Here is a 20,269-nt window from a genome sequence, read left to right as displayed (position 1 = left end):
AAATGAGTATCACACGGGCGCTGACCAATGCCGTCTCGGGGCTGACCGCAAACGCGCGCGGTACCGAGACGGTCGCCTCGAACCTCGCCAATATCATGACGCCAGGCTATGCGCGGCGCGAGGTCGCACAGACGGCGCAGACCCTGGGCGGGAACACTGGGGGCGTGCGTATCGATGGCATCACGCGCATCGTCAACGCCAGTCTCGTCGCCGAGTCGCGCTTGGCGTCTTCGGCAAGTGCTGAGGCCTCCACGCGGCTCGAGTTTCTGACGCGGATGGGAGAACTGATCGGCCTGCCCGGAGAGTCCGGCTCTCTCGGCCGAGCATTGGATGATTTCTCGAACACCCTGCAGTCGTCCGCGACACGCCCCGACGACGAATTGCGGCTGTCGGCCGTGGTGGATACTGCCGCACGTCTGGCGACCCGGCTTAACTCCGCGTCGCAAGCCATACAGGAGGCGCGTGGCGCCGCAGATCGCGCCATCGCGGCCGACGTCGCGACGCTGAACGCAAGCCTCGAGAGGGTGGCTTATCTGAACCGGCGCATCTCGATCATCGAAAGCGACGGAACCGATGCCTCATCGCTGGTGGACGAACGCCAGTCCGTGATCGATCGCATCGCGCAGATCGTTCCCTTGCAGGAGGTCGCGCGGGAACATGGCAAGGTCGCGCTGTTCACCGCAGAAGGCGCCGTGCTGCTTGACGGAAGTCGGCCCAGCAGCTTCGAATTCAGCGCCGTGGGGCAGATGACCCACGATCTTGCCGTCGGCACACCGCCGGTCATGCGGCTTGTCCAGAACGGCGCGGAACTGACTGCTGGCCAGATGAGACTGTTTGCGGGCGGCACGCTCGCGGCGAATTTCGCGATCCGAGACGAACTGGCCCCGCAGCTGCAACGCGAACTGGATGTTCTGGCCCTGGATCTGCACGATCGGCTGGCCGCTCCTTCGGTGGACACCACCATCGGGGCTGCGGACCCGGGCTTGCTCACGGATTCTGGTCTGCGGGCGGACATTGCATCGCTCTCTGGTCTTTCGGGGCGTATCGGCGTCAACCAGCTTGTCCAACCAGAGGCCGGCGGCGCGCTGTGGCGGCTTCGCAGCGGCCTTGGCGCGCTTGCGCAGGGACCGGTCGGAGATTCGGGCTTGCTGCTGTCTCTGGCAGATGCGCTCAGCGAAGTGCGTCCCGCCACTGCAGCTGGCGGTTTCGAGGGCAATGGCTCGCTGGTGAGTCGTTTTGCCGAGATCGAGGCCCGCGTGGCGACGCGCCGCGTCAGCGCCGAAGCGGACAGCTCAGTTCGAAACAGTCGGTCGGGCACGATCGCGTCCCGTCTGATGTCGGATGGCGTGGATAGCGACGCCGAGATGCAGCGGCTTCTGCAATATGAACAGGCCTACGCCGCGAATGCCCGGGTGATACAGGCGATCGAAGAGATGATGGATCAGATATTGAGGCTTTGAAGATGACCGTTCATTCCATTGGCGACCAAGCGCGCGCCTTCGCACTTCAGGCCGCATCCTATCGACTCAAGACCACGCTGGCTACGCTGACCCAGGAAATGGCCAGCGGAGAGGTGGCTGATATCGGGCAGCGCCTCGGCGGCAACACGCAGATCCTCAGCCGCATCGAAACGCGCATCTTGTTCATGGAACAGTTGGGCCGGAACACGGCAGAGGCGGCCACACTGACCCAAGGCATGCAGGACGTCCTTGAGTCCGTGCGCTCCGAGGTCGGTGCATTGGGGCTGTCGCTGTTGGCCGAACCCTTCAACGAGACAGAGTCGCTGCTGTCGATGCGTGCCGGCGAGGTCGCGGATGCATTCGAGACGACAGTTGCCCGCTTCAACCGCGCGGTCGGGGATCGCTTTCTCTTCTCGGGGTTGAACAGCGATGCGCCCGCCCTGGCGCCGGCGAATGAGATTCTGGACGCGCTCGTGGTGATTGTCGCGGGTCTGACCACGGCCGCGGATGTTACACAAGCTGTCTCGGACTGGTTCGACGCTGCTCCCGGCATGGGCGGCTTCCTGGACGTGGCCTATCGCGGCACGATCGGCCAGGCCCAGCACGTCACGATCGGGGAAGATCAGACGCTGGCCCTGGTCACGACCGCTGCGACACCCGCCCTACGCGATGTCCTGAAAGGCCTTGCGACCGCGGCGCTGGTCGACAGGAACGTACTCGCCGGCCAACATGGCCAGAGAAGGGACCTCATGCAGACTGGCGGACGGGTTCTGGTGGACAACGCCCCGGAACTGCTTAGCGAGATGGGTAGGATCGGTATGGGCCAGCAACTGATCGAGCGGGCTCGATCCGAAAGCGCGGCCACGCTCTCGACCATGAAGATCGTCCGGAACGAACTGCGCGCGGCCGATCCCTATGAAACCGCAGGCGCGCTCAAGCAAGTCGAGGCGCAACTGGAATCCCTTTATGCGGTCACAGCGCGCCTGTCGTCCCTCAAACTGGTGGATTACCTGCGGTGAAGAACATACTGGCACTTCTGCTTCTGACGCTTCTGCCTGTCGCGCTGGAAGCAGCACCGGTGAGGATCAAGGATCTGGCCGATTTCGATGGTGTTCGTGGGAATGACCTGGTCGGTTACGGTCTGGTCGTCGGCCTGGACGGCACTGGCGACGGTTTTCGCAATGCGCCCTTTACCGAGGAGATGCTGGCAGGCCTGCTCGAGCGTCTGGGCGTGAATGTCACCGATGACGCATTGCGGTCGAAGAACGTCGCCGCTGTCGTCGTAACCGCGACCTTGCCACCTTTTGCAAGGTCCGGCAGCCGCATCAATGTTGGCGTCTCGACGATCGGCGACGCGAAAAGCCTTCTCGGCGGGACGCTGGTCATGACGCCGCTGAAAGCAGCGGATGGCAATATCTATGCGGTTGCGCAGGGATCGATCATCGCGGGTGGCGTTTCGGTTGCCGGTGAGGCCTCGCGTGTGGTCGAAGGTGTGCCGACAGCCGGCATGATCCCGGTCGGCGCGCGCGTGGAGCGCGAGGTCGAGTTCGATTTTGCGGAGGTTCAAAATATTCGCATAGCGCTGCGCAACGCCGATTTCACGACGGCGACACGCATTGAGGATGCCATCAATCGCGACTTCAGCAAGCGCCTGGCCGTGACGCAGGATAGTGGCACGGTTCTCGTCGAGTTCCGTGACCTCGGTGATGTAAATCCTGCGCGCGTCGTTGGTCGTATCGAAAACCTGATGATAGAGCCTGAAGACCGTGCAAAAGTCGTCATTGACCACAAGGCCGGGACGATCGTGATGGGTGAGACGGTGCGCATATCGCGCGTTGCGGTCTCGCAGGGCGGCCTGACTTTGCGGGTCAGTGAGGCTCCTGTGGTCTCGCAGCCAAATCCGTTCGCGCAAGGCGAGACCGTCACCGTTCCGCGCACCTTTGCGGAGGTGCGCCAGGAACCCGGCATCGGCTTCGCCGAGGTTGCAGGCAACACATCGCTAAGTGATCTGGTCGAAGGACTGAACGCTCTGGGCGTGCGCCCGCGTGACATGATCGATATTCTGAAGTCCATCCACGCCGCAGGCGCGCTTCATGCAGAATTGATCGTTCAATAGCACGAGGCGGCTTCGACGGCACCGCCATATTCCGCTCGAAGGAAGGTTTCGGCCCCAGATGTTTGATCCTCCGCTTTGCCGGTGCGATCGTTTCGCAGGAATGGACGGAGGCACGATGGGGCACGTTCGTCCTGGCAAGCCCCTCTCGATGAGCAGGTCCGCCGCCAGTCCGAAGCCGACGACGCCGGGCTCGAACGCGCCCGCGCCGCGGAGCGGACGGAATTGAAGCGCCGCCGGACGAGATATCTCGGCGAGTGGTTCAAAGGTAGACCCGCGCGGGCGCACCGCCATCGTCGTGGATGACGGCTTCGCGACCGGAGTGACGATGACGGCGGTGTGGATCGCGATCCGCCGGCCGGGCTCAGCGAATGCAGTCAAAGCCTTCCCGATGGCAGCTGCCGAGGCGCCGGCGCAACTCGAAGGCGTGGCCGATATGGTCGTCTCCTTCCGCTCGGAGCGCCGATATCGCAGGGTGCGCAGCTTTTGGGACGATTTTCATCAGTTGATCGACGCGGAGACCATCGGAATCCTCAGGGAGATCTGGATGGAAACCGCGAATTGCCCACCAGCAGCCTTGGCAACGCGCGCGTCCGATATGCCTCTGCAGGGATTCGTGGGCGACTTGCGCGTACCACCAGACCCGTGCGCCACCATATTTTTTCCCCCGTCGCATCGGCGCGAGTCGGTCCAGCCCCCGCAATGTCGCCGTCGCGGAGGCGCTGATCGCCAAGGGCTTCGCCACGCTCTTGCCTGATCTTCTGAAGCCAGCCGCGGCCCGCGACGGCCGCAAGGACTTCGACATTCCCGTGCTCGCGGAAGGCGTCAGGCAGGCAAGGCTGTGGCGAGGCGGCAGGCCGAGATGGCGGAGTTGCCGCTGGGCCTCTTCGGCGCAGGCGTCGCGCTGCTCGCCGCAGCCGAGTTGCGCGGCCGGGTTTCGGCGGTAGCCTCGCGCGGCGGGCGTCCCGATCGCAGTGGACCATGGCTCGCGGAGGTCAAGGCCCCTACGCTGCTGATCGTCGGCGGTGAGGGCTGCGACGTCATCGAAATCAGCCATCAGGGACTTTCCGCCGTGACCTGCGAGAAGCCGCTGCGGATCGTCCCAGACGCCACGCATCTTCTGGCATAACCCGCAGCGCTCGAAACGGTGTCCGAGGTGGCGGGCGCCTGGTTCCATCATGATCTCTCGCCGGCTGCACCGCGCCGCGCCGCGCCAAGCTCCGGTGTCCGACGGCGGCTCTGCCCCTCGTCCCTGGTCGCGCGTCTGCGGGACGCTGTGGAGCCGCTTCCCGAGATGGGCGTTTCAGGGCTCGCCCGGGCTTTCGACCGTTTGCCTCTGCCCGGTTCCTACGGCCGGGCAAGCCCTCTCACGGCACGTCGGGGATTTCTGTTGCGCTCGCGCCGCGATCCCCCGCCGCCTGATCGCGCGGCACAGCCTCTCCATCGTCGCGGTGGAGGCCGACTGGCCTGAAGCGGCGTCAATAGACCGCTCTGTTCGGCTGGGCGCTCATGAGCGTCGCGCGGCGTGCCATCAAACGGGTTTCCGACCTAGAGGTGGCGCAATCGCGATGCCGATGATTTCGTGTGATTCCTGCGCCGCCAAAAAGGCGGAAAAGCGTCACGTGAAGATCGGGCCGGCTTCTGCGGGCTCGATCCGTGCAGCATCAACGCCTCGATTGTGGCCCGTCTCGAACATCTTGACCGGGCCGATCCGGAGGCGGCGAAGGTGGCGCCCGCGCGATACGCCTGTCTTGCGCCCTTGTCGCGCGAACTCTCGGCCGCTGGTCGGGCGTCCCTGTCCAGGGCCTGTGCGCTTTGCGCTGTGCGAGGGGCCACTGGTCCGTACTCGCGTCGATCCTGTCAGAGAACAACCGAGGCAAGCGCATCGGGACGGCGATCCTTTCCGTGACGAGGCTCGGAACGCAGGCCGCGTCGACCAAGCCGCGCGCTGTTGCCGACATGGCTCCGGACGCGGCGAAACGAACATCCGGCAGCTTTGCCGGCAGGACCCTTCCAATTCTGGACTCGCGCTACAGCGAGGTCATCGACCAGCCCGAGGCCAGGCGCTGGAGTCACGACAGCCGGACGTCGCTTCCTGTTGAATGCGACGCTTTCCTCTGGTTTGACCAACCCCATTCCGACCCCACCCTGCCGGCACGCAGACCGGTGGACGAGCACCCGACTTGTCCGTTCGGTCGCTGAAGAAGCCCATATGAGGAAAGCATCCGAGCTGCGATCGCGTACCCATGCCGAAAGCCGGTTCAGGCATCCCCACGGTCGAACGAGGCCAAAGCCTTCGAGAACAGCGCCCCCAAATCGGCCCGCGCTGACGCTGATCGACGGCGAGCGGCTTGCGGAGCTGGTGCGGGAAGCCATGCCAGACTTGCGCCGCGTTATCGGACGATGACCCGCTCAAGCCAATCGGCCTGCCCGATCCGCGTCAGACACAGGCAAGCGTCATGCAGGACAGCGCGATTCCCCCGCGCCTGACGAACTAATCCGCGCTTCCGGGGTTCGCGTCGGGCGAGATCTCCAGCGCCTCCTCCAGATCGACGACCTCTTGCAGAAGGTCGATTTCGCAGACCGACACGCGGTAGAGGTCGCGATCCTCGAAGACGTCGCCGCCGCGGGCCGCGCGCCACGCCGCGATGCCGACATCGCGTTCCGCAATCAGTCGCTCGATCCGGGGCCGGAAGAGTCCGATCATTCCCGCCAGCCAGTCGCGCGTGTGTCGATAGGGGGACTCGGGTGCGAGGTCGAAGGAGCGGATCATCGCCGTCACCTCGTCGGCGTTGCGCCAGTCTTCGCCGGTCACCCAGCGGTTGGTCGTGAACAGCGCGACAGGCCGGCTCAGCGCGTCCATCGAGATGCCGATCAGGTGGCAAGGTCGCCGGCCGAGCGCGTCCTCGGGCGCGTGCGAACAGCCGTGCCCGCCGCCTTGCGCCGTCGTCGTCCCGGGCGTGGCCGGGTAGGCGAAGACGTGGAAATGTCCATGCTCGCCGTTGCCTCGGTGCTCTTCGGGATGGGCGTGATAGTAGAACTGCACGCGGTGCTGCCGGTCCCGGATGTCATGTTCGGGGTAGTGCGCCCAGGCCTCGATGCTGTCGGCACCGGGCATCAGCGCTGAAACCACGGTTTCCCCTGCCGCGCTCAGGGCCTGCGCCGCAAGCAGCGCGCGCTCGGCGGAGGCATGCATGGCCTCCAACTCGTCGCGCGGTCGCTTGGCGAGGGGTGGCATATCGGCGTCGCGTGTCATCGTGGCCCTCCTGTCACAAAGGCGGAAACGGCGCATCCATCAGGCGCGCCGCCTCCGCGATTGGCACGATCTGGTGATGCCCTTCACTGCTGTTCGGGCAGCGGGTCCATGCCGAGGATCTCGCGCACCTTCCATTCGCGGCTTGGCGCGAGGCCGACGGTACGCCCCTCCTGCACGGCAATCTTCTCGGGCACGCCGGCGTCGGCGCGGTAGAGCGCCCAGGCCGCACCGACCCGGTTCGAGGACTGGCAGTTCATCAGGATCGGATAGTTCGCCGGGTCGTTCACGATCTCGGCGATGCGGGCGACCTGATCGGCCACCGGCGCCTCTTCGGAGACCGGCACGTTGAGATAGGTCAGCCCGGCGGCCTCGGCCTGCTCGCGCTCGTCGGCGACACCCTCTTCGGCGGTGTTCAGGCTCAGCACCGTCTTGAAGCCGACGGCCTTCACCATGGCATAGCCTCCGTCGGCCACCACGCCGCCAGTGCCGACATAGGGCGCGGCGCGCAGGTAGTTCTCGACCACGTCCGGCATGGTGTCCCCATAGGCCGCCTGGGTATAGCCGGCTGGCACGTCGAACGGGTTGTCGGCGGGCGTCTCGGCGGTCGGGCTGTATTTCGGCGCGTCCGTTTCGCCCTTGTCGCCCGCGTCGGCGGCCACTCCGCAGGGGTTGGCCACGGCGCAGGGGTTGGCCACGCCGCATGGGTTGGCGATTCCGCACGGGTTGCTCTGGGCGTGGGCGGCCGGGATGACGTGCGGCAGGTAGCCGGTGGTCGCGGCGCCCCCCGCCGCCACGGCGGCCACGGCGGCCGCTGGCAGCAGGGCGAGCAGGGATCTGCGTTTGCTCATGGTGTTTCCTTTCGGTTTGAATTCACTGATGGTTCTCGAGGCGTATCAGGCACTGTCTTCGGCGCCAGCCGGGCCGAGCGGCCCGCCTAGACGGCGCTCCAGCCGACTGCCGATCCGGAAACCCGCGACGGCGATGGCCAGAAGGGCGAGAAGGATCACCCAGGTCGGCACGCCGAAAAGCTGCGACAGGCTCTGGCCCTGGGGACCTTCGGCGGCGAAGTAGATCCACTCCAACGGCTCGTAGGCCCAGGCGAAGACCCAGACGCCAAGAACCATGCCGACCATGAAGACCAGCGCGTCCAGCCGACCCGAGGCCAACCCTGCGACCGAGGTGCCCGGACAATAGCCGCCGATTGCGAAGCCCGCGCCGATCAGAAGCCCGCCCAGGGCGATGGCCCAGAAGAAGCTCGTCGGCACATAGATCTTGTCGGGGCCGAACACGCCGAACACGTCCAGCAGCCACAGTCCCGTTGCCGCCACGATGACGGCGGTAAACATCACCTTGAACACCGCCCAGTCCTGCAGCCGGAACTGCGCTGTCAACTTGCGCGGGCTGCCGAAACCCGCAGCCTCGAGGAAATAACCGAACAGCACCCCGGCAAGCAGCCCCGCAGCGACGCCAGAATCGTAAAGTGGTTGTTCCATCATTCCCAGACCTTTCGTGTCAGCTTGGAGAACAGGAAGCCCCCGATGAAGAAGGCGATCAGGAAGACGAATCCCGCCACTGCCAGTGTCGCACCGCCCGACAGCCCCAGCCCGGACGTGCAGCCCCTGGCCAGACGCGCGCCAAACCCCGTGACCACGCCGCCGCCCAGCGCCAGAGCCAGCCGCAGGCCCGCGCCGGTTCCGGGGCCGCGCTCGATCGAGGGGCGAAAGCGTCCGGCGGCGTAGCTGCCCAGCAGCGCGCCGACGAACAGGCCGACCACCTCCCATGTTATCCAGGCCAGAAGCGGTGCGCCGGCGCCGAGATAACGGCTAAGATACGCGTTGTCCGCTGTCGCCTCGGGCATGAGCCAGCCGCCCGCCGCTGCCGCGGCACGCGTGAAGAAGCCGCTTGAGCCAAGCCCGTGGCCGGTGATCACGAATGTCATCAGAAGGGTGAGGCCGAGACCCAACCCGGCGAGAAGCGGCGGCCAGTACGGCTTGGGTTGACCCTGCATCCGGTTTTCCTTTCGTCAGGTTTCTGTGTGGCGCCCCAGGACCGATGCCGTGCACGCTGCGCCATTTTCAGTCCCTATACGATATTCGCAATCGGGAATATGTCAAGGATTCACGGCCATCCTGTGATCTCGCAGCCCGTTGAGGGGCAGGCTGCGTGGCCGATCGCCGTCCTTTGCCGACAGCGAAAGGCTGGCTTGCGATCGTTGACGTTCCGGAAAGGAAATGTCTCATCCGATCGCGTCAGGATCGGCGTCGGCAGGCTCGGAATCGAGACGAGGTCCGCTGCTGCCGTCGCCCATCTGGCGCAGGCGCTGCGTCGCGCGCATCATCCGAAAGTAAGTGCCTGTAGTATGGGGCTTGTCAGATCGGACTTTACGAAGGCAGGATGGAACCTGCGGCCGGGAAGCGTCAGGAAAAGGCTGTGGCCGCATTGGGAGGAGAACAGAATGACCAAAGACATCGACAGCCCCACGGCTGTATCACGCCGTTCGTTCCTGCGTCGGACCGGGACCGTAGCCGGCGGCGCGGCTGCGACCACGCTGCTGGCGGCACCTGCTGTTCTGGCGCAATCGCCCATGGTTCTGAAGATGCAGACCAGCTGGCCCGCATCCGACATCTGGCAGACCATGGCGCAACAATATGTCGAACGGGTCGAGGCCATGTCGGGCGGCCGCATCAAGATCGACCTGCTGCCGGCGGGCGCGGTTGTCAGCGCGTTTCAGGTCATGGACGGCGTCAGCGACGGGTTGATCGACATCGCCCATTCGGTCTCGGCCTACTGGTATGGCAAGAACAAGGCCGCGTCGCTGTTCGGGACAGGCCCGGTGTTCGGCGGCGATCCGACCAACATGCTGAGCTGGTTCTACCAGGGCGGCGGTCGCGAACTGTATCGCGAGCTGACCCAGGACACCATGGGGCTGAATGTGGTCGGGCTGCTGGCGTTCCCGATGCCCGCACAACCGTTCGGCTGGTTCAAGAATCCGATCGACGGCGTCGAGGACATCAGCGGCATGAAATACCGGACCGTCGGGCTTGCAGCGGATCTGCTGCAATCGATGGGCATGTCCGTCGCGCAGCTGCCGGGCGGCGAGATCGTCCCGGCCATGGAGCGTGGCGTGATCGACGCGTTCGAGTTCAACAACCCGTCCTCGGACCGGCGTTTCGGCGCGCAGGACGTCGCCAAGAACTATTACCTGGGTTCCTATCACCAGGCGTCGGAGGCGTTCGAGTTCCTGTTCAACCGCGCGATCATGGAAGATATCGAGCCGGACCTGCGGGCGATCCTCGAACACGCGGTCGAGGCCGTTTCGACCTACAATACGGCCTATGCGCTGGACAACTATTCCGCCGACCTGATCAAGCTTCGCGATGAAAGCGGCGTCACGATCCACAAGACGCCCGACAGCATCCTTGCGGCGCAACTCGAGGCATGGTCCGAGATGATCGGCACGCTGGAAAGCGATCCCTTCATCAAGAAGGTGCTGGACAGCCAGCGCGAATGGGTCCGGCGCACGACGTATTACGAGCTGATGAACAAGCCCGATTACGCACTGGCCTACGAACATTTCTTCCCGGGCGAACTGAAAGCGTAGGAAGGTTTGCCCGCCCCCCCCATTCGGGGGGGGGGCGGGCTCCGATCGCGGAGACAACGATGCTGTCCTTCATTCGATTTGCCGACAGCCTGTCGAGCTGGTTCGGCAAGACTTTTGGCTGGCTGATCATGCTGATGACCATCGGCGTCAGCTACGAGGTCTTCGTGCGCTACGTGTTGCGCAGTCCGACCTCGTGGTCTCTCGATGTGTCGTTCATCATGTACGGGACCTTGTTCATGATGGGCGGCGCCTACACGCTGTCGCGCGGTGGCCATGTCCGCGGCGACTTTCTCTATCGGCTCTGGCCGGTGCGCGTGCAGGGCGCGGTCGATTTCGTGCTTTATCTGCTGTTCTTCTTTCCGGGCGTCACCGCGCTGGTGCTGTCGGGATGGAAATATGCAAGCCGGTCTTGGCAATATGGCGAGGTCAGCGTGAACAGCCCTGCGGGCATCCCCATCTACCAGTTCAAGTCGGTCGTGGTCGTCGCCGGCATCCTGCTGTTCATTCAGGGCATCGCCCAGTTGCTGCGCAGCGTCATTGCGATCCGTGACGGCGTCTGGATCCCTGCCGACGAGGATGTCGAGGAAACCGAGGCACTTTTGCTGCGTGAGCAGGCATCAAAGGCGGGCGTGCATGTCGATTGATGTGACAGGCCCCGACAGCCCATCAGCCAGCATGGCGGAGAAAACAAAGTGACCGATCCGCAGACTGCGCTGATGATGCTGGGCATCTTCATCCTTCTGGTGTTCCTGGGGTTTCCCATCGCCTTCACACTGATGGCTTTGGGTATCGCCTTCGGCTATTACGCCTATTTCGATGCCAGTCGCATGTGGCGTTCCTATGACCGGCTGCCTGAGGATACCGGGTGGCTGACCCAGAAATGGACCTGGCTCGAGGGGCTGTACAACAACCGGATCTTCGACCTGTTCATCAACCAGACCTACACGGTGATGTCGAACGAGGTTCTGACGGCCGTGCCGCTGTTCCTGTTCATGGGCTATGTGGTCGAGCGGGCGAACATCGTCGACAGGCTGTTTTCCACGCTGGCGGTCGCCTCGCGCCGGATGCCCGGCTCGATGGGGGTCGCGGCATTGATCACCTGTGCGCTGTTCGCGACCGCGACCGGCATCGTCGGTGCGGTTGTCACGCTGATGGGGCTTCTGGCCCTGCCGGCGATGCTGAAGGCGCGCTACGACCCGCGCTTTGCCAGCGGAATCATCTGCGCGGGCGGTACGCTTGGCATCCTTATCCCGCCGTCGATCATGTTGATCGTCTATGCTGCCGCCTCGGGGGTTTCGATCGTCCGGCTCTATGCCGGGGCCATGCTGCCCGGGCTTGTGCTTGTCGGACTTTATCTTGTCTATGTCGTCGGGCGGTCGATCCTGCAACCTTCCGTGGCGCCGCGCCCCACCGAGGACGAGGTGCCATCCGTCCCGACCGTCAAGCTGTTGCTGATGCTTGCGACGTCGTTCTTTCCGCTGGCGTTCCTGATCATGGCGGTGCTGGGCTCGATCCTGTTCGGTCTGGCGACGCCGACCGAGGCCGCCGCCATCGGCGCCCTTGGCGGCATGGTTCTGGCGATCGTGTACCGCGCCATGACCTTCCAGCGGTTGCGAGAATCCGTGTATCTGACGGTGCGGACCACGGCGATGGTCTGCTGGCTGTTCGTCGGGTCCTACACCTTTTCGTCGGTCTTCTCGTATCTGGGTGGCGAGCAGGTCATCTCGGAATTCGTGGCGGGGATGAACCTGACGCCCTTGCAGTTCCTGCTGCTGGCGCAGTTGATCATCTTCCTGCTCGGCTGGCCGCTGGAATGGTCCGAGATCATCATCATCTTCGTGCCGATCTTCCTGCCGCTGCTGCCGATGTTCGGGGTCGACCCGCTGTTTTTCGGCATTCTCGTGGCGCTGAACCTGCAGACCTCGTTCCTGACACCGCCGATGGCGATGTCGGCCTATTATCTGAAGGGCATCGCGCCACCCGAGGTCAAGCTGACCGACATCTTCGCCGGGGTCCTGCCGTTTCTGCTGATGGTCTTCATCGCCATGGCGATCCTGTATATCTATCCCGACATCGTCTATTGGCTGCCGAACATGATCTATGGCTCGTGATCCCGCATCCCTCGGCGCCGTGGCGCTGCGAGACCTGATCTCCTCGGGCGCGCTTTCAGCCGAGGCGGCGACCGCCGCCTGCCTGAAACGCATCGCGGAGTCGGAGCCGCAGCTTCACGCCTGGGCCTATGTCGATGGCGAGAACGCCATGGCGCAGGCGCGGGCGCTGGATTCCCGCCGGAAATCCGGGGCGGCGATCGGTGCGTTGCACGGCGTTCCGGTGGGGATCAAGGACGTGATCGACACCGCGCGCATGCCGACCGAATACGGGACACCGATCGCCCAAGGCCGCGTGCCGACCCGGGATGCCCATCTGGTCGCCCGCCTGCGCGCCGCCGGGGCGGTCATCGTCGGAAAGACCGTGACAACGGAACTGGCCTTCATGGATCCGTCCGGGACGCTAAACCCGCATGACCTGTCGCGCAGCCCTGGCGGTTCGTCTTCCGGTTCGGCGGTCGCTGTCGCCTCCGGGCAGGTGCCGCTGGCCGTGGGCACGCAGACCGGAGGATCGGTGATCCGCCCCGCCTCGTATTGCGGCGTGGTCGGGTTCAAGCCCAGCTACGGCCTGGTCGGTCGCACCGGCGTCCTGCCGCAATCGCCATTCCTCGATACCGTCGGTGCGTTCGCCCGGTCGGTCGAGGATGCCGCCCTGCTGGTCGAAGCGATGGCCGGACATGATCCGCTTGACCATGCGACCGAGTTGGCACCGGTCCCGCGACTTGCCGAGGCGGCGATGCAGGCACCGCCTCTGCCGCCCTTGCTGGCGGTCGCCTCGCTGCCTGGCGCCCAACCGGTCATGGATCATGCGCTGGCGGAACTGACGCGCGAACTGGCCGACCGCGCCCATCGCGTCGATCTGCCGCCCGGGTTCGCCGAGGCCGACGCGATCCGCCGCCGCATCAACCTGGCCGAGCTTGCCAGATGCTACTACCCGTTCGAAAGGCGGGGCAGGGAGCTGATGTCGCCGTGCGTGCGCGATGCCCTGGACGAGGGCAAGGCCATCCTCGCGCGTGATTACCTTGCCGCGCTCGACTGGCGCCAGGTGCTGAACGCCGGGCTCGAGGAATTGCTGACCCGCTGTGATGCGATCCTTTGCCCCGCCGCGACCGGGCCCGCGCCCGAACGCGCCGCTGGCAGCACCGGATCTCCTGCCATGAACGGCCCGTGGACGCTGTGTGGGGTGCCGGCGATCACGCTGCCGCTGCTGGCAGACGAGACCGGCCTGCCGATGGGGGTGCAGCTGGTCGGGCGGCGGGGCGAGGATGCACGCCTGCTGCGTATTGCGGGCTGGCTGATGCAGCGACTTGGAACCGATCCGGCGAATGACGAAAGGAAAGGCCAGTGACCGACAAGATCATGGCGATCGTCGCCTATCTGGTATTGCTTTGTTTCCTCGGGATACTGCTCTGGCACGTGCCACGGCTGGATCTTGGCGGCGTGCTGCTGTTCACGCTGGTGCTTGCGGGCGTGGACACCGCGCAGGTTCTTCGCAGCCATGTCTCAAGGGATCAGGCGCAGCAAGAGGGCCGGCAGCGCTGAAGCCGGCCGGCGACGCAGCCGCGTGTCCTGTTGTGGCAGATGGGGTCCGGGGTCGCGCGGGACCAGGCCTGCCACGACAGCGATCTTGCGAAGAGCGTCTTGCGGGGTGCCGCAGACCTGCTCGTTCGACATTTCATCGCGCAGGATGGCTTTGAACGGCGCGATGAAGGCCCTGGGCGCGGGGTGCGATCCGGTGTCACCGGTCCGATCAAGTGGCCGGCAGGGCAAGGGTTCCAGGGTCCGCCGAAATCTCAGGGCATATCTGGTTCGCGGCAATGGGATTCGACCATCGGGCGCAGGGCGACACGCGCCCGCAGCCTGGCCGCCATCAGATACATGCCACCGATCTTGCGGTGCAGGAACAGCGTTGCGGCGGGAGGGACATGGCCAAGCTCGCGGTCATTGCCGATCGCAAGGCCCATGTCGCGCAGACGTTCCAGCAGATCGCTGCGGCCGAAATCGAATGGCGTGTCCTGCCGCAGCGGGCCCATCGCGGTGTTGAACATGGACTGGATCAGATCGCGATGGTGCGGCGCCGTGGACGGGCCGAAATAGCCGATCCGCAGCATGGCAGCGCGCGTTTCATCCCCCCCTCCATCCAGCGCCACCCGTGCAAGCGCGCGAAAGTCGGCCGCAAGCTCCGTGGCGATGGATTGCACCGCGCCGAAATCCAGCAGCACGACGCGGCCTGTCCTGGGATCATAGCGATAATTGGCAAGGTTCGGGTCGGTCTGCATGGCGCCGAACACGAACAGTTCGCGCAGCACCAGGCCGATCAGGGCCTCTGCAACCCGGTCGCGCAGCGCTTGCGGGGCATCGATCAGACTGTCAAGCGGGGCGCCTTCCACATAGGTCATCGCCAGGACGTGCGGGGTGCAAAGCTCACCGTGCAGCGTGGGCAGCACGAACAGGTCGGACCCGTTCAGCAACGCGCCGAAGCGGGCCAGATGCTGCGCTTCGGCCTGATAGTCGGCCTCGGCATGCAGTTGGCGCTTGGCCTCGGCCAAAAGCGGCGACAGGTCCATCCCGCGCGGCAACAGCCCCGGCAGGCGCAAGAGCGTGGCCACATTGTCCACATCGCTGTCGATGCTGGCGCGCACGCCGGGATACTGAACCTTGATCGCCAGGTCGCGACCGTCATGCGTCACCGCGCGGTGGACCTGCCCGATCGAGGCGGCCGCAAAGGGGCGCACGTCGAACCGGGCAAAGCGGCCATACCAGCCCGGACCCCATTCGGCATTCAGCACGGCTTGCAACTGTTTCGGGGGCATGTGGCGAGCATCGTCGCGCATCCGGGCCAGAATCGCGGTCAGCTCATCGGGCAGCACAAGCCCGGTATCCATCGACAGCATCTGCCCCAGCTTCAACGCCGCCCCGCGCAGATGCGACAGCCCGTCTGTCAGCCGCAAGGTGTTCGCAGGTGTCATCAGCAGTTGCGCCAGACCGGGCCGCTTGCCGCCCGCCAGCGCGCGCAGGCCACCGGCCGCCACGCTGCCCGCAATGCCCGACGCCATGCCGCCAAAGCGCAACAGCCGCGCCGTTCGTCCCGTAGGCACATTCGCGCCGCTGTCGTCGTTGTCGTTCGGCAAGGCTGGCTCCGTCATCAGTTGGCCGCGCGGGCGGCCTGCTTGCGTATCCGGCGCCGGTGCCAGCGGTAGATGGCGGGGGCCAGGGCGAAATCATAGGCCACCGAGGCGAACTGCCTGATCCCCGGCAGCCCAACGACCCGCGCCAGCCATCGATAGCGTGGCATTTGCGTCCAGAGGACCAGAAAGGCCGGTATTCCCGATGTCAGCGTGCCGTCATGCAGAACATACAGCCGCCGGGCCGCAGTATCGGCATCCAGACCCCACTTCGCGCGCGCGTCCGAGTTCAGATCGTCGAACCGGATCGGCAGGTCCGCCTCGGCCGCATGGCGCGCATAATGCTGGATCTCGAAATTGCAGACAGGGCAGCTGGCGTTGTAAAGAACCGAGGTCTTGGGACTTTTTTCCATCTTCGGCAGGTAGGTCTGACCGGGCTGAAGTTCAACGGGCGACGCGCCGAGAACATGCATCCCCGCAAGCCATCCTGTTCTGGCCCGCCAGGTCCCTGAGCGACGATCTAGGCGCTGTAGGTTCGCGTTGCCAATGGAACGCTGTCCAACTCGGCATTGAGCATCCCGAGCAAGGCCTTCTCGGCGCGATTCATGCTGCGCCTCGGGTTTGTCAGCATCTGGATGTCCACCGCCGGAAGGGATCTGTAAGGTGGCACCTGCCACAACAGACCCGACTGCATGTCCTTGCGCGCGACATGCATCGGCAGGGCTCCGATGCCGATATTCGCGACGATCATGCGACGGATCTCGGGCAGATTGGACGACAATCCCTTGGGCTCGGCCCGCATGCCGAACTGCCGGCGAAGACGTGCCACGCCGGACAGGGGGCCGTCGATCTCGTCGGTCTGGAACGAAACCGTATCCTCGTCCCTCAACTCGGCGGGGTCGATGCCTTCACGGCGGTACAACCGATGCGAGGGTCCGCAGAAGAACCCGAAGAACTCGCGGTAGAGGACACGTGCGGTCAGTTCGGCGGGCCGGTGATGCACCAGGCAGACGCCCAGAGTGACCCGGTTCTGCAACAGATGCGTGATGACCTCGGCGCTGTCCATCGTCGATATCGTGTAGGTCACGGCGGGATACGCCGCGTTGAATCGTTCCAGAACCGCATCGAAATGAGCCGAGACGACGTGACTGGCCACCGCGATGCTGATCTGGCCAGTCACCTGGTCTTCCAGACCGCTCAACAGATCGGGCAACTGCGCCACTGCGCCGAAGATCGCGCTGGCTTCACCGTAAAGAAGCTTTCCTCTTGAAGTGACGCTGAAATGCTTTGGCGAGCGATTGATCAGCCGATGACCGGTGATGTCCTCAAGCCGTTTCAGCGCGGCACTGATCGTCGGCTGCTTCAGGCCAAGGAAATGCGCAGCCGGTGTGATGCCGCCCTGGTCCACGATGACCATGAAGCTGCGCAAGAGGTTCCAGTCCAGATTCCAGGGAAAGCGCTGTTCATACGGTTTAAGCATAGGCCAGAACTATTTTAAGAATTCTTATTATCTATTTGCCCTATGGCATGTCGCGATGCAATCCTGATTTTGCTGTGTCTTTGGGCTGCGCCTTGGCATGCGCACATGAACAAGAACCGATAACGACAGGGAAAACGACATGATGAAATCAATGATTCTCGGGCGCCGCGGTGTCCTGTTGGGTGCCGTGGCGCTGATGGGAATCGGCTTTGCACCGATGACCGCCGCAGCCGACGAACTCGCGGACATCAAGGAGCGCGGCGTGCTGCGCATCGCGATGAGCGGGCAGTATCCGCCCTTCAACTTCGTGAACGAGCAGAACGAGGTCGTGGGATTCGATCCGGCCATCGGCACCGAGCTGGCCAGTCGGATGGGACTCGAGGTCGAAATCATCACGACCGCGTGGGACGGGATCATCGGCGGTCTGCTGGCCAACAAATACGACGCCGTGGTGGGCTCCATGTCGATCACCGAAGAGCGTGACAAGGTGATCGATTTCGTCGGGCCCTATTACAACACCAAGCGGGCGGTCTTCACCAAGTCCGGTTCCGACATCACCAGCATCGCGCAACTGGACGATGCGAAGGTCGGCGTGACCCTGGGCGAAACGCATGAGGAATGGGCAAGGGCTCAGGGATACAGGATCAACACCTACAAGGGCCTGCCCGAGTTGCTGCTGGAACTCGACAGCGGTCGCGTCGACGCCATCGTGAACGATTCGATCCCGGTGATGGTGGCCATGAAATCCGGCCAGTACGATCTGGCGATGATCGACGACCCGGAGGCCGAACAGATCGGTGCCGGCATCGCGATCCGGGAAGGCAACCCGGAACTGGCCGCCGCCATGCAAGAGGCGCTGGACGCGATGATGGACGATGGCACTTATCTCGAGATCGCCGAAGAATGGGTTGGTGGCGATATCCGCTGATCACCGTCGCCTGCCGGGAAACCCCCGGCAGGCTCGCTTGCCGCGGGAAGCCACATGACAACGAATTACGGCCACCTGACATGGGAAGAGGTGCGCGACGCAGACAAGGACAGGGTCGTGATCCTGAACGTGTCCGCGACCGAGGATCACGGCCCGCACATGCCGCTGGACACCGATACCGTGCTGGGCATGGCCGTGGCGATCGGTGTGGCCAAGGCTGTTCCGGACGCGGTTTTCGTGATGCCCCCGCTGCCTTACGGGTTCAACGAACATCACAAGGATTTCCCGGGTGTCATCTGGATCCAGCCGGAAACCCTGATCGCCTTTGTCACCGACATCACCAGGTCGCTCGCGCATCACGGCTTCCGCCGCATCCTGCTGCTGAATTCGCACGGGTCGAACCATCCCTGTCTGGACCTCGCCGCGCGCAAGACGGTGATCGAGACCGGCATCATCTGCGTGTCGGCCTCTTACTGGAACCTGATGCCGGCGCGCATCAACGAACTGCGGAAGTCCGGGATCGGCGGTATTGCCCATGCCGGAGAGTTCGAGGCGGCGATGTACATGCATCTGCATCCCGAGCGCGTGAATATCGAACGGTCGTCGCCCCGGAACCTCCACGATCCCGACAGCAGGTTCTTCAATCTTGACCTCGCGGGCGGCGGTGGCGGCGCCATGCTGATGCAATGGTGGTCCGCGGTTTCACCGGACGGCACGATGGGGGACCCGACCGTCGCCGACGCTGAAACGGGTCGACGGTTCCTTGAGGCGGCGATCGAGGAAACCACCGCCCTGGTCCGTGAAATCCGGGCTCTGCCCATCCTGCCTCGTCGCGATCACCACTGAAAGGCGGCCCTCTTGGACACGGAACTGATCTTGCGCGTCGCGCCGTTCTTCCTGGAGGCGGCCTGGGTGACAATCCAGCTTTCGGTGCTGACGGCGCTGCTGGGCCTGGGCTGCGGTGCGCTGGGCGCTGCCGCACGGCTCTCGCGTCTGGCCGTGTTTCGCTGGATCGGCGCGGTCTATGTCAGCCTGTGGCGCGGCACGCCGGCGCTGATCCAGGTTTTCATCCTGTATTTCGGCGGTCCGCAGATCGGCATCCAGCTGGACAGCTTTGCCGCCGGGACAATCGCGCTGGGCGTGAATATCGGCGCCTACATGACCGAAACCATCCGCGGTGCCATCGTGTCCGTGGACCGGGGTCAGGCCGAGGCGGCGCGCACGCTGGGCCTGAGCCGCTGGCAGACGATGCGCAAGGTGGTTCTGCCGCAGGCGGCGCGTCTCATGATCCGGCCTCTGGGGGTCAACATCAACGCGCTCATCAAGGGCACTGCCCTGGTCGCGCCGATTTCCGTGGTCGAGCTGACCTATACCGCGCAGCGGTTCATCGGCTCGACCTACAAGCCGTTCGAAATGTTCCTGGTCGCCGGGGTCCTCTACATGGCGATCATCTACGCCGTGGGGCATGGCATAAACTGGCTCGACCGCAGGGCGCGCATCGTATGAGCGGCGGCATCCGAATGACAGGAGGTCGGCATGGGGCTTGATTTCACCGTGGTGCCAAGCTATTTCGGCGTGCTTCTGATGGGCGCGGGCTGGACCATCGCGATCACCATCTGCGCCGGGCTTCTCAGCTTCTTCGGCGGCATCGTCTTCGCGGTCATCGCGCTTTACGGTCATTGGTCGCTGCGCCTGCCTTTTCGCGGATTTGCGTTTCTCTTCATGGGGACGCCGCTGCTGTTGCAGTTGTTCCTGATCTATTTCGGGCTGATCCAGATCGGCATCGATCTGCCTGCGTTCGTCGCCGGGGTGATCGGGCTGGGGCTGCATTTCGCGGTCTATAATTCCGAGCTGATCCAGGCGTCGATCCTTGCCGTGGACAAGGGCCAGTATGAGGGCGCCCGCACCCTCGGGCTGTCACGCGGTCAGACGCTGCGCAAGGTCGTCATCCCGCAGGCGGTTCGCGCGGTGGTCCCGCCGATGGGCAACAACATGATCGCGCTGCTCAAGGATTCCGCGCTGGTTTCCGTCATCGGCGTGATGGAACTGACACTGGCTGCGCAGCAGGCCATCAGCCGCACCTACCGCCCGTTCGAGTTCTACCTGGCGGCAGCCTTTTGCTACTACATCGTCAACCTCGCGCTGGAAGCGGGCCTGCGCCGGCTGGAACGCCGCATCGCCGCGTCGCGCTGAGAAGG

Annotated in this window: 22 protein-coding genes; 15 read left to right on the top strand and 7 right to left on the bottom strand. The window is 64.5% G+C overall.

Going from position 1 to position 20,269, the window contains the following annotated elements:
• Positions 1-2 precede the first annotated feature (2 nt).
• The 6 genes from flgK to L1965_RS16155 all read left to right on the top strand — a co-directional run bounded on the left by flgK (position 3) and on the right by L1965_RS16155 (position 5,482).
• Positions 3-1,460 carry a flagellar hook-associated protein FlgK gene (gene flgK / locus L1965_RS02935; RefSeq protein ID WP_235754894.1) on the top strand — a complete coding sequence of 486 codons (1,458 nt, stop codon included), beginning with the start codon at positions 3-5 and terminating at the stop codon, positions 1,458-1,460.
• Positions 1,461-1,462: 2 nt separating this feature from the next.
• Positions 1,463-2,479, top strand: coding sequence for a flagellin family protein (locus tag L1965_RS02930; protein ID WP_235754893.1), 1,017 nt, complete (start codon positions 1,463-1,465; stop codon positions 2,477-2,479).
• Positions 2,476-3,576: a flagellar basal body P-ring protein FlgI gene (locus L1965_RS02925; RefSeq protein ID WP_439332036.1), complete on the top strand. Its 1,101-nt coding sequence runs from the start codon at positions 2,476-2,478 to the stop codon at positions 3,574-3,576. The genes L1965_RS02930 and L1965_RS02925 overlap by 4 nt, the downstream gene beginning before the upstream one ends.
• Positions 3,577-3,871: 295 nt before the next feature.
• Positions 3,872-4,330, top strand: a complete 459-nt coding sequence (locus L1965_RS02920) for a hypothetical protein (RefSeq protein WP_235754892.1) — start codon at positions 3,872-3,874, stop codon at positions 4,328-4,330.
• Between the two features lie 84 nt (positions 4,331-4,414).
• On the top strand, positions 4,415-4,702 hold the full coding sequence (locus L1965_RS02915; RefSeq protein WP_235754891.1) for a hypothetical protein: 288 nt from the start codon (positions 4,415-4,417) through the stop codon (positions 4,700-4,702).
• Positions 4,703-5,164: 462 nt separating this feature from the next.
• Positions 5,165-5,482 carry an erythromycin esterase family protein gene (locus tag L1965_RS16155; protein WP_369334676.1) on the top strand — a complete coding sequence of 106 codons (318 nt, stop codon included), beginning with the start codon at positions 5,165-5,167 and terminating at the stop codon, positions 5,480-5,482.
• 585 nt (positions 5,483-6,067) lie between these two features.
• Here the strand turns inward: L1965_RS16155 and L1965_RS02910 are convergent.
• The 4 genes from L1965_RS02910 to L1965_RS02895 all read right to left on the bottom strand — a co-directional run bounded on the left by L1965_RS02910 (position 6,068) and on the right by L1965_RS02895 (position 8,837).
• Positions 6,068-6,829: a DUF6969 family protein gene (locus L1965_RS02910; protein ID WP_235754890.1), complete on the bottom strand. Its 762-nt coding sequence runs from the start codon at positions 6,827-6,829 to the stop codon at positions 6,068-6,070.
• Between the two features lie 83 nt (positions 6,830-6,912).
• Positions 6,913-7,677 (bottom strand): protein tyrosine phosphatase family protein, encoded by a 765-nt coding sequence (locus tag L1965_RS02905; RefSeq protein WP_235754889.1) that lies wholly within the window; start codon positions 7,675-7,677, stop codon positions 6,913-6,915.
• Between the two features lie 45 nt (positions 7,678-7,722).
• On the bottom strand, positions 7,723-8,325 hold the full coding sequence (locus tag L1965_RS02900) for a DUF6691 family protein (protein WP_235754888.1): 603 nt from the start codon (positions 8,323-8,325) through the stop codon (positions 7,723-7,725).
• Entirely contained in the window at positions 8,322-8,837 is a 516-nt protein-coding gene (locus tag L1965_RS02895) for a YeeE/YedE thiosulfate transporter family protein (protein WP_235754887.1), read from the bottom strand. Before L1965_RS02895 ends, L1965_RS02900 begins: the two co-directional genes overlap by 4 nt.
• A gap of 447 nt (positions 8,838-9,284) precedes the next feature.
• Here L1965_RS02895 and L1965_RS02890 point away from each other — a divergent pair, with 447 nt between their 5' ends.
• The 5 genes from L1965_RS02890 to L1965_RS02870 are packed head-to-tail and all read left to right on the top strand — an operon-like array spanning position 9,285 to position 14,080.
• Positions 9,285-10,430, top strand: a complete 1,146-nt coding sequence (locus tag L1965_RS02890) for a TRAP transporter substrate-binding protein (protein WP_235754886.1) — start codon at positions 9,285-9,287, stop codon at positions 10,428-10,430.
• 59 nt (positions 10,431-10,489) lie between these two features.
• Positions 10,490-11,074 (top strand): TRAP transporter small permease subunit, encoded by a 585-nt coding sequence (locus tag L1965_RS02885; RefSeq protein WP_235754885.1) that lies wholly within the window; start codon positions 10,490-10,492, stop codon positions 11,072-11,074.
• Positions 11,075-11,122: 48 nt separating this feature from the next.
• Complete coding sequence (locus tag L1965_RS02880; RefSeq protein WP_235754884.1) at positions 11,123-12,541, top strand: TRAP transporter large permease; 1,419 nt, start codon at positions 11,123-11,125, stop codon at positions 12,539-12,541.
• Positions 12,531-13,886, top strand: a complete 1,356-nt coding sequence (locus tag L1965_RS02875) for an amidase (RefSeq protein ID WP_235754883.1) — start codon at positions 12,531-12,533, stop codon at positions 13,884-13,886. Before L1965_RS02880 ends, L1965_RS02875 begins: the two co-directional genes overlap by 11 nt.
• The gene (locus L1965_RS02870) at positions 13,883-14,080 is read left to right on the top strand and encodes a hypothetical protein (protein ID WP_235754882.1); all 198 of its coding nucleotides are present in this window, start codon (positions 13,883-13,885) and stop codon (positions 14,078-14,080) included. Before L1965_RS02875 ends, L1965_RS02870 begins: the two co-directional genes overlap by 4 nt.
• Before the next feature lie 251 nt (positions 14,081-14,331).
• Here the strand turns inward: L1965_RS02870 and L1965_RS02865 are convergent, their stop codons facing one another.
• From L1965_RS02865 to L1965_RS02855, 3 genes are all read right to left on the bottom strand, one after another.
• Positions 14,332-15,684, bottom strand: a complete 1,353-nt coding sequence (locus L1965_RS02865) for an ABC1 kinase family protein (protein ID WP_439332035.1) — start codon at positions 15,682-15,684, stop codon at positions 14,332-14,334.
• On the bottom strand, positions 15,684-16,076 hold the full coding sequence (locus L1965_RS02860) for a thiol-disulfide oxidoreductase DCC family protein (protein WP_235754998.1): 393 nt from the start codon (positions 16,074-16,076) through the stop codon (positions 15,684-15,686). Before L1965_RS02860 ends, L1965_RS02865 begins: the two co-directional genes overlap by 1 nt.
• A gap of 107 nt (positions 16,077-16,183) precedes the next feature.
• The gene (locus tag L1965_RS02855) at positions 16,184-17,143 is read right to left on the bottom strand and encodes a LysR family transcriptional regulator (RefSeq protein WP_235754881.1); all 960 of its coding nucleotides are present in this window, start codon (positions 17,141-17,143) and stop codon (positions 16,184-16,186) included.
• Between the two features lie 139 nt (positions 17,144-17,282).
• On the opposite strand from L1965_RS02855, the gene L1965_RS02850 reads away from it, so the two are divergent.
• From L1965_RS02850 to L1965_RS02835, 4 genes are read left to right on the top strand one after another with little or no spacing between them, the layout of a single operon-like run.
• The gene (locus L1965_RS02850; RefSeq protein WP_235754880.1) at positions 17,283-18,071 is read left to right on the top strand and encodes a transporter substrate-binding domain-containing protein; all 789 of its coding nucleotides are present in this window, start codon (positions 17,283-17,285) and stop codon (positions 18,069-18,071) included.
• Between the two features lie 54 nt (positions 18,072-18,125).
• Positions 18,126-18,917 (top strand): creatininase family protein, encoded by a 792-nt coding sequence (locus L1965_RS02845; protein ID WP_235754879.1) that lies wholly within the window; start codon positions 18,126-18,128, stop codon positions 18,915-18,917.
• A 12-nt stretch (positions 18,918-18,929) separates the two neighbouring features.
• Positions 18,930-19,577 carry an amino acid ABC transporter permease gene (locus L1965_RS02840; RefSeq protein ID WP_235754878.1) on the top strand — a complete coding sequence of 216 codons (648 nt, stop codon included), beginning with the start codon at positions 18,930-18,932 and terminating at the stop codon, positions 19,575-19,577.
• 30 nt (positions 19,578-19,607) lie between these two features.
• Positions 19,608-20,264: an amino acid ABC transporter permease gene (locus L1965_RS02835; protein ID WP_235754877.1), complete on the top strand. Its 657-nt coding sequence runs from the start codon at positions 19,608-19,610 to the stop codon at positions 20,262-20,264.
• Positions 20,265-20,269 lie beyond the last annotated feature (5 nt).

The sequence above is a fragment of the Paracoccus salsus genome (genome assembly GCF_021556615.1).
In the GTDB taxonomy this organism is placed as follows: Bacteria; Pseudomonadota; Alphaproteobacteria; order Rhodobacterales; family Rhodobacteraceae; genus Paracoccus; species Paracoccus salsus.
The sequence above is the reverse complement of the archived record's forward strand: the minus strand, read 5'-3'. Positions and strand labels throughout refer to the sequence as shown.